Source organism: Brevibacterium sp. (assembly GCF_022712115.1).
Lineage (GTDB): Bacteria > Actinomycetota > Actinomycetes > Actinomycetales > Brevibacteriaceae > Brevibacterium > Brevibacterium salitolerans.
Genome location: NZ_JALAHB010000077.1, coordinates 1 through 11,203, shown reverse-complemented (window position 1 = coordinate 11,203; position 11,203 = coordinate 1). Strand labels below are relative to the sequence as shown.

The 11,203-nt window shown below is 70.7% G+C and carries 12 protein-coding genes and 1 other RNA gene; 7 read left to right on the top strand and 6 right to left on the bottom strand.

Translation table 11 applies throughout. The annotated features are described in order from the left end of the window. Nucleotides 1–47 precede the first annotated feature (47 nt). Nucleotides 48–503, bottom strand: coding sequence for a hypothetical protein (locus Q0A33_RS04860; protein WP_291793945.1), 456 nt, complete (start codon nt 501–503; stop codon nt 48–50). 291 nt (nt 504–794) lie between these two features. Between Q0A33_RS04860 and Q0A33_RS04855 the strand changes: the two genes are divergently transcribed. Both Q0A33_RS04855 and Q0A33_RS04850 read left to right on the top strand, forming a co-directional pair. Further along, the gene (locus Q0A33_RS04855) at nt 795–1,904 is read left to right on the top strand and encodes an ABC transporter permease (RefSeq protein ID WP_291793943.1); all 1,110 of its coding nucleotides are present in this window, start codon (nt 795–797) and stop codon (nt 1,902–1,904) included. Nucleotides 1,905–2,034: 130 nt separating this feature from the next. After that, the gene (locus tag Q0A33_RS04850; RefSeq protein ID WP_291793940.1) at nt 2,035–2,928 is read left to right on the top strand and encodes an ABC transporter ATP-binding protein; all 894 of its coding nucleotides are present in this window, start codon (nt 2,035–2,037) and stop codon (nt 2,926–2,928) included. 40 nt (nt 2,929–2,968) lie between these two features. On the opposite strand, the gene Q0A33_RS04845 is transcribed toward Q0A33_RS04850, so the two are convergent. The 3 genes from Q0A33_RS04845 to Q0A33_RS04835 are packed head-to-tail and all read right to left on the bottom strand — an operon-like array spanning nt 2,969 to nt 5,671. Continuing rightward, on the bottom strand, nt 2,969–3,745 hold the full coding sequence (locus tag Q0A33_RS04845; RefSeq protein WP_291793937.1) for a TIGR03085 family metal-binding protein: 777 nt from the start codon (nt 3,743–3,745) through the stop codon (nt 2,969–2,971). Further along, on the bottom strand, nt 3,681–4,655 hold the full coding sequence (locus Q0A33_RS04840) for a Sir2 family NAD-dependent protein deacetylase (protein WP_291793934.1): 975 nt from the start codon (nt 4,653–4,655) through the stop codon (nt 3,681–3,683). The genes Q0A33_RS04845 and Q0A33_RS04840 overlap by 65 nt, the downstream gene beginning before the upstream one ends. A 2-nt stretch (nt 4,656–4,657) precedes the next feature. Further along, entirely contained in the window at nt 4,658–5,671 is a 1,014-nt protein-coding gene (locus Q0A33_RS04835) for an alpha/beta hydrolase (RefSeq protein ID WP_291793932.1), read from the bottom strand. 78 nt (nt 5,672–5,749) lie between these two features. On the opposite strand from Q0A33_RS04835, the gene Q0A33_RS04830 reads away from it, so the two are divergent. Then, nucleotides 5,750–6,220 carry an NAD(P)H-dependent oxidoreductase gene (locus tag Q0A33_RS04830; RefSeq protein ID WP_291793930.1) on the top strand — a complete coding sequence of 157 codons (471 nt, stop codon included), beginning with the start codon at nt 5,750–5,752 and terminating at the stop codon, nt 6,218–6,220. Between the two features lie 74 nt (nt 6,221–6,294). On the opposite strand, the gene purU is transcribed toward Q0A33_RS04830, so the two are convergent. Then, nucleotides 6,295–7,149, bottom strand: a complete 855-nt coding sequence (gene purU / locus Q0A33_RS04825) for a formyltetrahydrofolate deformylase (protein ID WP_291793928.1) — start codon at nt 7,147–7,149, stop codon at nt 6,295–6,297. Nucleotides 7,150–7,577: 428 nt separating this feature from the next. Here purU and Q0A33_RS04820 point away from each other — a divergent pair, with 428 nt between their 5' ends. Then, a complete protein-coding gene (locus Q0A33_RS04820; protein WP_291793926.1) occupies nt 7,578–8,747 on the top strand; it encodes an RtcB family protein in 1,170 nt (389 codons plus the stop codon). A gap of 116 nt (nt 8,748–8,863) precedes the next feature. On the opposite strand, the gene Q0A33_RS04815 is transcribed toward Q0A33_RS04820, so the two are convergent. Continuing rightward, nucleotides 8,864–9,220: a VOC family protein gene (locus Q0A33_RS04815; protein WP_291793923.1), complete on the bottom strand. Its 357-nt coding sequence runs from the start codon at nt 9,218–9,220 to the stop codon at nt 8,864–8,866. A 241-nt stretch (nt 9,221–9,461) separates the two neighbouring features. Here Q0A33_RS04815 and ffs point away from each other — a divergent pair. From ffs to Q0A33_RS04800, 3 genes are all read left to right on the top strand, one after another. Further along, nucleotides 9,462–9,557, top strand: an RNA gene (gene ffs / locus Q0A33_RS04810) — signal recognition particle sRNA small type. Nucleotides 9,558–9,606: 49 nt separating this feature from the next. Continuing rightward, a complete protein-coding gene (locus Q0A33_RS04805; protein ID WP_291793920.1) occupies nt 9,607–10,056 on the top strand; it encodes a MaoC/PaaZ C-terminal domain-containing protein in 450 nt (149 codons plus the stop codon). Nucleotides 10,057–10,346: 290 nt separating this feature from the next. Next, nucleotides 10,347–11,203 (top strand): DUF808 domain-containing protein (locus Q0A33_RS04800; protein ID WP_291793915.1); only part of this gene is annotated, 857 nt, incomplete at its 3' end.

Here is an 11,203-nt window from a genome sequence, read left to right as displayed (position 1 = left end):
GCGGTCGCGGGCGGGGGCCGCGGGGAGCCCAGGAGCGGCCGTCGTCCTCACCTGCCTCTTCGAGGCCCTCTCCTTCGCGGGGGTGCCGCCGCGTCCGCGGCGAGCGCGACGAGGACCGCCCACAGCACTGCGAGACCGCTCAGCCACAGGAGCCCGGCTCGCATGCCCCGTGCTCCCCGGGGGTCCGCGGCCCGTCGCTCGAACCGCGCACGCAGCGGCACCCCCGCGAAGTAGAGGGCCTCGAAGAGGCAGGTGAGGACGACGGCCGCTCCTGGGCTCACCGCGTCCCCCTCCAGAGCGCGCACCACCACGAGCACGCCCAGACCCGCGACGAGCAGGTGCAGTCCTGCGCTCATCGTCGCGAAGATCGGGGCGAGTGCTCCGGCAGCGTGCGGCGACGCACTCTCCGCATGCAGCGCCTCGGGCGGAGTGCCGTGCAGGAACTGACTGCGCGCGCCGGTAGTGACGCGGCTGCGCCTGCCGGAACGGAGAGGGGAGACCATTCCTCCACGCTAGCGGGCTGCACCGCGTCGCGGTGCGGGATCACCCCGCAGGACCGCGATACGCCGTGGAGATCCATCGAAAGTACGACTGCGCCTCCGCCTCTCGGTGCCCGGGAACCCATCCCCTCTCCGATGTGCCGGCACCGCCCGGCGACGAAGCTGGATGGTGTCATCGCACCTCGCCCCGACCGCATCGCACAGAGCCGACGGCGCAGAGCCGGAAGCGCAACGCCGGAGGCGCAGCACTGCGACGGCATCACACGGAGACAGCACCACACAGAAGGAGCTCCCTTGTTCATCGCCTGGAGAGACATGCGGTTCGCCCGCGGCCGCTTCGCCCTCATCACGGCCGTGGTCCTGCTCATCACCCTCCTCATCGGTCTGCTGGCCGGGCTCACGGGCGGTCTCGCCCAGCAGAACATCTCCGCCGTACAGGCACTGGGCGGAGAACGGATCGTGCTCGCCGGAACGGCCTCGGGCGCGGACGGCGACGCCGCCGAGGCGGAACCCGCCTCCTTCTCCGAGTCCCGGATCAGCGCGGATGAGGTCCGCACGTGGGAGGACGCCCGCGCCGTGTCCGGGGTGCGGGCGGTGGGCATCACCCAGTTCGCCGCCGAACACGGGGAGACCGGCAGCTCCGTGGCCCTGCTGGGCGGCACCGCGGACTCCCCCGCGGGCAGCGGCCGCGCCGTCCTCAGCTCCGGCGCCGCCGAGGACCTGAGCGCCTCCGACGGCGACACGATCACCGTGCTGGGCCTCGACCTCCGCGTCACCGTCATGGACGAGGAGCGCTGGTACGCGCACACTCCCGCCGTCTATCTCACCCTCGAGGACTGGCAGGAGATGCAGCTGCGCCTGGGGCAGCCGGAGACCGCGGCGACCGCTCTGGTGATCGGCTCGGCGACGGCGGCGGAAGGCGGGGCCGCAGCCGAGGCCGGGATCGAGGACCTGGAGCGAACCACCGGGACCCAGGCCGTCACGCCGCTGAATACTCTGCTGGCGATCAGCTCGTTCCGGTCGGAGATCGGCTCGCTGCTGATGATGGCCGGAATGCTCTTCGGCATCTCCGCGCTGGTGATCGGCGCCTTCTTCACCGTCTGGACGATGCAGCGTCAGGCCGACGTGGCGGTGCTGCGCGCCCTCGGAGCGCCCGCCTCCGCGCTGCTGAGGGACGCTCTCGGGCAGTCGCTCGTGGTGCTTGTCGCCGGTGTGCTCACAGGGATCGGCATCACTGCGGCCCTCGGCACGGTGATCAGCACTGCGGTGCCCTTCGTCGTCACCTGGTACACGACCGCGCTGCCGGCCGCGCTCATGGTCGTCCTGGGAGCCGCGGGCGCGGCGTTCGCGCTGCGACAGGTCACCCGCGTCGATCCCCTCACCGCGCTGGGCAGCGCCCGGTAGTTCAGCACGGCTGCGCGGCCGGCAACCCCACGCGGGGGCGCGGCCGTCCCCGGCATCCGCCCGGCCGTCCACGGCACCTGCCCGCAACAGGCGCCCCTGAGTCCTTCCTCCCCTCATCCAAGGAGCCCTCATGCTCGCACTCTCAGACGTCACCCTCACCTTCCCCGACGGCGCCTCCCGCGTGACAGCCGTGCACCGCGCCTCGCTCACGGTGCCCTCCGGCACCATCACCGGGGTCACCGGGCCCTCCGGCTCCGGGAAGTCGAGCCTGCTGGCGCTCGCGTCCACACTCGTCACTCCGGACTCCGGCAGCGTGAGCATCGCCGGCATCCGGACCACCGGGCTCTCACCGGCGGAGACCGCCGCACTGCGCAGGGAGAAGGTGGGGATCGTCTTCCAGCAGGCGAACCTCCTGCCCTCCCTCACCGCGGCGGAGCAGGTGAGGGTCATGGCGGAACTGACCCCGGCCTCGGGGGCGGACGGCAGAGCCAGGCACGGGCGCAGCGGCGAAGAGCGGCACAATCGCAACAGCGAGCGCAACGGCGAAAGCGGAGAGCGGCACGGGCGCGGAAACGGGCTCGGACGCGGCTGCGGAAGCAGAAGCTCACAGGAGGACGGCCGCGAGCGCGGACGGGGAGCCGGACGGCGCGCACGCCGGACCCGGGCGGAGGAGCTGCTGGAGCTCGTGGGGCTGGCCGACCACCGCCGCGCCCGCCCGCATGCGCTCTCCGGAGGTCAGCAGCAGCAAGTGAACATCGCCCGCGCGCTCATGTGCGAACCGGACGTGCTGATCGTCGACGAGCCCACCTCGGCGCTGGACAGCGCGCGGAGCCGGGAGATCGTCGAACTCCTCCTGGAGGTCACGCGCACCCTGGGCACGGCGACCCTGCTGGTCACCCACGATGTGGAGTTCCTGCCGCTGTTCGACCGGACGCTCACCATGACGGACGGCGAGCTCCGGGCAGAGCGTCCGCTCATGTCTCACTCCACGTCGACGAATGGGCCATTCACCGACGTGGAGTGAGACATGGGCGGAAGGCCAGCGGAAAGCCAGCGGAAGCCGCTCAGCCCTCCGGCGGAGTGACGACGGGCCCTCGGCGCGGCCCCTTCCTGCCGGCACCGGGACCGGAGAGGAAGGACGGCCACTGCTTGCCCTCCGCGTCCTGTCCCAGGTCCTCCTCGACGATCGCGATCTCCGCCGTCGTGGCCCCTTCCACGTGGGCGTCGTCGTCCGTGGTCAGCGGATCCGTCTCCTTCACCTCCACATCCGCACGGGATTCCCGGCCGAAGAGGTAGAGCAGCAGCTCCACCGGCAGGCCGGAGACGGTCACGGTGGGCCTGTTGGTGCGGCCGGCGCGGATCTCGTCGAACCCCCGCGGCTGCAGCACGAGGTGGATGCCGCGGCGGAGCGCGTAGGCGAGCGCGAGGCTGCGGACCATCGGGAGCATGTCCTTCTGGACCTCGGTGCCCAGCTGCCGCGGCCGCCAGCCGGGCTGGGCACGGCGGACGTCCTCATGGTGGATGAGGAACTCCGCGGTGTTCATGAGCGAGTCCACGCCGATGCCCCACGAGCTGGGGTTCCAGACGGTGGGCCCGGAGGCGATCTTGCCGATGAGCTCCGGCCAGGGGGTGTCCCGCAGCACCTGGTCCACGCGCTCGTGGCGCTTCGCGAACAGCTTGAGGTGCTCCCCCGCCATGGCGGGCAGGTCGCGGTCGCGCATGACCAGATGGACGGCGAGATCACGTGTCTTCCAGCCTTCGCACAGGGTGGGAGCGTCAGGTCCCACTGTCCGAAGGAGCGAGGCCAGCCGAAGACGTTCTTCGCGTGCGAGGTGCGTCATGCTCCAAGCCTGCATCACGGGCGTGTGCAAGTCGAGGCCGACCCGCTGCTTCGTGCCAAGCCGCGAGGAATTCCGAGGTGCCGGACAGCGAGCGCATATCTGCGAGCTCGTCGCCGCGGGTGGGGCCGTCGGTGTCGATGACGACGAGCGCACCCTGCTTCGCCGCCTGCCGCACGAACCGCAGCCCGCTCAGCACGGCCAGTGAGCTGCCGAGGACCACGAGGGCGCGGGCCTCGGCGACCATCGCCTGTGCCCGGGCGACGAGGTCCCTGTCCACCGATTCGCCGAAGAATACGAGGTCCGGCTTGAGCAGCCCGCCGCAGCGGGGGCAGTCGACCACGCGGAAGCCGCGCGTCTCCTCGAGCTCCGCGTCCCCGTCCGGTGCCGCCTCGATCTCATGCGGGTCCACCTGGATCCGGTCGAGGAAGTCCGGGTTGAGCCGCGTGAGCTCGTCCTGCACCCACTGGCGCGAGTACCGCTCGCGGCAGTCCAGGCAGATCACCCGGTCCAGCCTGCCGTGGAGCTCGATCACCGGCTCCGTGCCGGCGAGGCGGTCGAGGCCGTCCACGTTCTGGGTGAGGAGACCGCGCAGTCCCAGACCGGCCAGCGCCCTGTGCCCGGCGTTGGGGCGCGCCCAGTCGATCCGGTCCCAGCCCACCCAGCTGCGCGCCCAGTACCGTGAGCGCTGCAGGGGCCCGGCCAGGAACGCCTGATAGGTCATGGGCGAGCGCGGCGAGGCCGTGGGCCCGCGATAGTCGGGGATGCCGGAGTCCGTGCTGAGGCCGGCGCCGGCGAGCGCGACCGTGTGCTCCGCGCCCACGTCCAGCAGCCGCGCGATGATCTCCTCGTCCGGGTGCGAGGCCGCCTCCGGCCGCACGCGTCCGCGCAGCGGGTCCCTGATGACGGCCATGCTCAGGCGTGCTCCCGCACCCAGGCGAGCACGGCCTCGGCGACGGCGTCCGGACGCTCCTCCGGCAGCCAGTGCGAGGCACCGGTGAGCTCCGCGAACCGGTACGGCCCCTCCACGAACTCACCGGTCAGCTCGGCCGCTCCCCGCGTGAAGGCGATGTCCTCGCTGCCCCAGACGTAGAGCGTGGGCACCGTGATGGGAGTGGTGGGCAGCGGGTCCGCCGAACCCAGCGCGCGGTAGTACTTGAGCACCGCGTCGAAGACATCCGGCTGCGCGAACCGCTCGAGGTAGGAGGCGACGACGGGTGCCGGGATCGCGTCCTGATAGAACGAGGCGAGGCGTGCACCGCCGTCACGGAGCATGGCAGCGGAGAACTCCTCCGGATGGTGCCGGATCTTCCGCAGGTACTCCATCCGCGCGTACTGGTCCTCGTCCTCTTTCATCCGCTGACCGTGCGCGAGCGTGTGCGCCGAGGAGACCGAGGTGAAGGTCTCCAGCCGCTCCGGATGCGCCGCCGCGTACGCCCAGCCCATGACCCCACCCCAGTCGTGCCCCCCCAGGTGGAAGCGCTCGATCCCCAGCGCCGCCGTGAGTGCATCGAGGTCCGCGACGAGGTGGCGCACGTCGTAGTCCTCCACCGCCTCCGGGCGCGCGCCGGGCGAGTAGCCGCGCTGATCGTAGGCGAGCACCGGCATGCCGGCCGCCAGCAGCGTCCCGGCCACGTCCTCCCAGCAGCTCGCGTACTGCGGCCAGCCGTGGACGAGCACCGCGACGCCGAGGCCGGGGTCCGGTGCCGCGGGCTCGGCACGGTAACCGCTGAACTCCAGGCCGTTCGCGGACTGCGTGAACACCTCCGCGCGCGCGGTCTGCGGGAGCGCGGCGAGACGGTTCGCCACGGAGGCGTTGTCGTGGGGGTGGCCGGCGGGTGCGGCGGTGCGGCCTCCGGCAGGAGCGCCCGAGGCCTCGTCGGTGCTGCCGGTGGGGCGGTCTGCCGGGGAGGGGGCCTGCTCTGCCATGTCTCAGCCTCTCTGCTGAAGGAAATCGTGCTGCTCTCGACTATACCCACGAGGGCGTTCCGCACGTAGCGTGGAGGGATGGCACGCATCCTCCTCATCCACCACTCGCCCACGGAATCCACCCGCCGCATCTCCCGGGCCGCGCTGGCGGCCGCAGAGCTCCCGGAACTCGCAGAGCTGGCCGAGGACGGCCCGCTCGAACTCGTGGAGGTCGCGGCCCTCGAACCCGATGTCGAACAGGTCCTCGCCGCGGACGCCTACGTCCTGGGCACCACGGCGAACTTCGGCTACATCTCCGGCGCGCTCAAGCACTTCTTCGACACCGTCTACGACCACGTCCGCGAACCCACCGCGGGACGCCCCTTCTCCTACTGGATCCACGGCGGCTACGACACGACGGGCGCGGAGAAGGCCATGAGCGCCATCACCACCGGGCTGGGCTGGAGCCTCGCGGCGGATCCGGTGGTGTGGACGGGCGCCGTCGAGGACGCGCACCTGGAGCAGGTCACGGAGATGACCGCGACGGTCATGGCGCGCGCCCTCGAGTGAGGCGTGATCCGCCGGAGCCGTGCCGAGGCCGCACGGGGACAAGCTCTCGGCGCCGGCTCTCTCCAGGACGCGCCTCAGCGCAGGACGACGGTGCGCCCGTCCTGGAGGATCACGCGGTGCTCCGCGTGGACACGGACGGCATCCGTGAGCGCTGCGACCTCTGCGTCCTGTCCGTGACGCTGCAGGTCCGCCGGACTGAACGAGTGGTCCACCTCCGCCACGCGCTGGACGATGATGGGGCCCTCGTCCAGGTCGCTGTTGACGTAGTGCGCCGTCGCACCCACCATCTTCACGCCGCGGGCGAAGGCCTGGTGGTACGGCTTGGCGCCCTTGAAGCTGGGCAGGAACGAGTGGTGGATGTTGATGCAGCGGCCTTCGAGGCGCTCGGTGAGCTCCGGTGAGAGCACCTGCATGTAGCGGGCCAGGACCACCAGCTCCGCGCCCGTGGACTCGACGATCTCCAGGAGGCGGGCCTCGGCCTCGGGCTTGGTGTCCTTGGTGACGGGCACGTGGTGGAACGGCACCCCGTGCCACTCCGTGAGCGAGCGGTGGTCCGGATGGTTCGAGACGACCGCGGTGATCTCGATGGGCAGGTGGCCGGCCTGCGAACGGTAGAGGAGGTCGCGCAGGCAGTGCACCCACTTGGAGACCATGACCACGACCTTGAGCTTCTCATCTGCCGGAACGAGCCGGAGCTCCATGCCGAACTCCGCGGCGACGGCGTCGAAGTCACGCTGCAGGGCACCCTGATCCGTGCCCGCGCCGGTGAACGCGAAGCGGGCGAAGAACTTCTCGTTGAGCCTGTCCTCGAAGGTCTTGGACTCGGTGATGCTGCAGCCGTGACGGGCGAGCACCGCGGACACGGCGGCGACGATGCCCGGGCGGTCCTGGCAGTGGAGGGTGACGACGGAGGAGTGCGGAACGTTCATCGGGCCATAGTAGGCGGGCGCCGTCGCAGGTGAGCGCACCGGGACTCTTGACAGGCGCCTCGGCGGCACCTAGCTTTGTCTCTTGTGCCGTATTCGGCACGGTTCTGCGCCCGCTGGCGCAGCACGTCTGCGCCGACCGGCGCAGCACGCCACCGGAAGGGACGACATGACGGCCTCGCTGTCTCATAGGAAGCAATCGGAACGGGATCTCCGCTTCCGCTTCTTCGCGACCCCTCCGGCGCGAGTCGTCTGACCGCACACGCAGTCACAGACGCCCCGCACCCTCACAGGTCCGGGGCGTTCTTCGTCAGGTCAGACTCCTGCGCACGTGACTGCAGCACGACGCGCACGGGGAACAGGCATTCGCCGGGTTCCCGCTCCTGATTCCGACGCACGCGCCCCGGAGCGCAACTCAAGGAAAAGGAATCATGGAGCATGTCACCAAGCGGCTGATCTCCTGGGCCTCCCTGATCGACGCCAAGACGCTCGACCAGGCACGCACCACTGCAGAGATGCCGTTCGTCTACCCGCACCTCGCCCTCATGCCGGACGCGCATCTGGGCAAGGGCGCCACCGTGGGGTCCGTCATCCCCACCCTCCGTGCGATCATCCCGGCGGCCGTCGGGGTGGACATCGGCTGCGGCATGATCGCCGTGCGCACGCAGTTCGCCCGGGAGCAGCTCATCCGCCGCGATCTCGCCGCCCTGCGCGAGGCGATCGAGCGGGCCGTGCCGCTGTCCGCCGGCCACTACAACCGGAAGATCGTCGCCACCGCCGCACCGCGCATCGCGGAGCTGGAGGAGCTCGCCGAGGCCAAGGGCTTCGATCCGTCCGACTACGCCGGCCACTGGCGCCACCAGCTGGGCTCCCTGGGCTCCGGCAACCACTTCATCGAGGTGTCCGCGGACGAGGAGGACCGGGTGTGGATGTTCCTGCACTCCGGCTCCCGCGGTGTGGGCAACAAGATCGCGCAGCACCACATCAGGGCGGCGCAGCGGCTCGCGAAGCAGTGGTGGATCGAGCTGCCGGACCCGGACCTCGCCTACCTCGTCGAGGGCACCCCGGAGTTCACCCGCTACATCGCGGAGCTGCGGTGGGCCCAGCACTTCGCCCTGCTCAACCGCGAGGAGATGATGGACCGGGTCTCCCGCCAGCTCGCGGAGGCCATGGGCGAGGAGGTGGAGGAGCAGGAGCGGATCAACTGCCACCACAACTTCACCGAGTCCGAGGTGCACTACGGCAAGCGCGTCTGGGTGTCCCGGAAGGGAGCCATCCAGGCCGACGAGGGCCGGCTCGGCCTCATCCCGGGGTCCATGGGCACCGCCTCCTACGTGGTGCGGGGCAGGGGGTTCGCCCCGTCCCTGAACTCCTCCCCGCACGGCGCGGGCCGCGAGTACTCCCGGACGGCGGCGCGGAAGACCTTCACGCACGCACAGCTGCGTGAGGCGATGGCCGGCATCGAGTACCGCGACACGGACGCCTTCATCGACGAGATCCCGCAGGCCTACAAGCCGATCGATCTGGTGATGGAGGATGCGGGCGAACTCGTGGAGGTCCTCCACACGCTCCGCCAGATCGTCAACGTGAAGGGCGACTGAGCGGGCAGGCGGGTCCGGCGGGCCGGCCTCGGGCGTGCCGGTGGGTGGGCCTCAGGAGGCCGCGCCGGCGTCCGAGGCCGGCCTCGGGCGGTTGCGCGGATGCCCGAGGCCGGCCTTCAGTGCCCTGCGGCGATGCAGAACTCGTTGCCGTCCGGATCCTCGAAGGTGTCCCACTGGAAATCGCTCTCTCCGCGCAGCCCCAGGTGCACGGCACCGGCAGCCGTCCATGCGGCGATGGCGGCCTCGCGGTCCTCCTGTTCGTCCCGCACGAGATCGAGGTGCAGCCGGTTCTTCCCCGGCGAGGGCTCCTCCACGTACTGGAAGCCCAGGTCCGTGCTCCAGCCGGGGACGCTCACCACGCAGAACCACCCCTCGGCGTCGAAGACGACCTCACCGCCCAGCCTCTCCGCCCACCAGGCGGAGAGGCGGCGGGCGTCGGTGGTGTCCACGGTGATCATTCCGAGTGCGGTCATGGCCGCCTCCCTCTGCTCGGTGGGTGCTCGTCGCGAGCTCAGCGCATGCCGGCCGGCACGAAGGCTCCTGCGGGACGAGCACATGACCCCGCGCGTTCGGCCCCGCCCATTCGGCTCGCTCCCTCAGCATAGGAGCCGGAGGCCGCCCAGGCGAGACCTGCTTCACAGAAGCTCGCGGCGGTCCCGGCTCCAGCCTCGGGCTGTCGATTTCCGTCCGGACGCACCCTGGTCTAGAGTGGTCTGCGGCTTCCCACGTGGCGTCATCTTGCGAACTCCCCCAGGGCCGAAAGGCAGCAAGGGTAAGTGAGCTCTGGCGGGTGCGTGGGAAGTCCTCATTCATCCCCGGGGCTCAGCCGATGCGCCCCGCCCCGCAGGCGGAGGACGCGATGACCGGCTCACTTCTTCCCGCAGAGCAGCTTCCCGTGGGCGTCGAGCTGCCGTTCGGCTCCCACACCGTGAGTGCCGAGGAGATCGTCGAGTACGCGCGGATGTGGGATCCGCAGTACTTCCACACCGATGCCGGCGCCTCGGAGAGCTCCGAGTACGGCGGCCTCATCGCCAGCGGCATCCACACGCTCAGCATCTACCAGAAGCTCTCCGTGGAGGCGGTTCTCCGCACGTACGACATCGTGGCCGGCAAGGAGCTCTCCCGCGTGCGCTTCCTCCGCCCGGTCCGCCCCGGCGACTCACTCACGGGCTCCATGGTGATCGACTCCCTGGGCGCGCCCCGTGCCGGCCGGCGGCTGGCCACCGGCAGCGCCTCGCTCATCAACCAGGACGACAAGACCGTGCTGGACCTGGGGATCGAGTTCCTGGTCCGCTCAACTGCGACCTGACCCGCGCGCCCCGTCCCTCCTCCAAGTTACGTCTGCGTAGCGGCCACTACGCAGACGTAACTTGTGGGTTGAAGGCATCTCACCCCGAGATCCGCACTCGGTGCGCGGCGGCCCAGCCTCACACGCACTCCTCAGCTTGCGCTCCGGCAGGGATGCGCCCTTCCTCCGTAAACTTGAGCGATGAGCTCCGTTCTCGCGCCGCACACGAGGCCCCGCCGCGTGCACTCCGCACCCCTCCCCCAGGTCGCCGCACCCGCACCCGCGGGAGAAGCTCACGCGGGAGACGTCCGATGAGCGGCCTCGTCGCCCTGCTCGACGACGTCGCCGCACTGGCCCGCCTCGCCGCCGCCAGCGTGGACGACGTGGCCGCGGGTGCCGCGAAGGCGGGAGCCAAGGCCGCAGGCGTCGTCATCGACGATGCCGCCGTGACCCCGCAGTACGTCACGGGCGTCTCCCCCAGGCGGGAACTCCCCATGATCTGGCGGATCACCAAGGGCTCTCTCGTCAACAAGCTCCTCATCATCCTGCCGGCGCTGCTGGTGCTGAGCACCTTCGCCCCGTGGATCCTCACGCCCCTGCTCATGCTGGGCGGTGCCTACCTCTCCTACGAAGGTGCGCACAAGATCTGGGAGAAGCTGCGCGGACACCACGCGGAGCGCTCCGCGGAGCCCAGCCAGGTGCGCGGCAAGGAGGCCGAGGACAAGGTGGTGCGCGGCGCCATCACCACGGACTTCATCCTGTCCTGCGAGATCATGGTCATCTCCCTCAACGAGATCGCGGCGGAGTCGCTGTGGTCCCGCGCCCTCATCCTCATCGTCGTGGGGGTGGGCATCACCGCACTGGTGTACGGAGCGGTGGCGATCATCGTGAAGATGGACGACGTGGGACTCGCCATGACCCGCCGCTCCTCCGCCGCCTCGCAGCGGACGGGCCACCTGCTGGTGCGCGCCATGCCCGTGGTGCTGCGCGTGCTGTCCTTCGTGGGCACGTTCGCCATGCTCTGGGTGGGCGGTCACATCCTGCTCGTCGGGATGGCGGAGCTGGGCTTCGCGCTCCCCTACGACCTCGTGCACCACCTCGAGGAGCCCCTCCACCACATCGCCGGACTCGGCCCCGTCCTCGCGTGGCTGGCGAACACGCTGTGCTC

Excerpts from the sequence above, each read along its gene's own strand:
- Q0A33_RS04805 (WP_291793920.1), top strand. The coding sequence starts at position 9,607 with ATGACCGGCTCACTTCTTCCCGCAGAGCAGCTTCCCGTGGGCGTCGAG.
- Q0A33_RS04830 (WP_291793930.1), top strand. The coding sequence starts at position 5,750 with ATGGCACGCATCCTCCTCATCCACCACTCGCCCACGGAATCCACCCGC.
- Q0A33_RS04815 (WP_291793923.1), bottom strand. The coding sequence starts at position 9,220 with ATGACCGCACTCGGAATGATCACCGTGGACACCACCGACGCCCGCCGC.
- Q0A33_RS04850 (WP_291793940.1), top strand. The coding sequence starts at position 2,035 with ATGCTCGCACTCTCAGACGTCACCCTCACCTTCCCCGACGGCGCCTCC.
- Q0A33_RS04835 (WP_291793932.1), bottom strand. The coding sequence starts at position 5,671 with ATGGCAGAGCAGGCCCCCTCCCCGGCAGACCGCCCCACCGGCAGCACC.
- Q0A33_RS04845 (WP_291793937.1), bottom strand. The coding sequence starts at position 3,745 with ATGACGCACCTCGCACGCGAAGAACGTCTTCGGCTGGCCTCGCTCCTT.
- Q0A33_RS04860 (WP_291793945.1), bottom strand. The coding sequence starts at position 503 with ATGGTCTCCCCTCTCCGTTCCGGCAGGCGCAGCCGCGTCACTACCGGC.
- Q0A33_RS04820 (WP_291793926.1), top strand. The coding sequence starts at position 7,578 with ATGGAGCATGTCACCAAGCGGCTGATCTCCTGGGCCTCCCTGATCGAC.
- purU (WP_291793928.1), bottom strand. The coding sequence starts at position 7,149 with ATGAACGTTCCGCACTCCTCCGTCGTCACCCTCCACTGCCAGGACCGC.
- Q0A33_RS04840 (WP_291793934.1), bottom strand. The coding sequence starts at position 4,655 with ATGGCCGTCATCAGGGACCCGCTGCGCGGACGCGTGCGGCCGGAGGCG.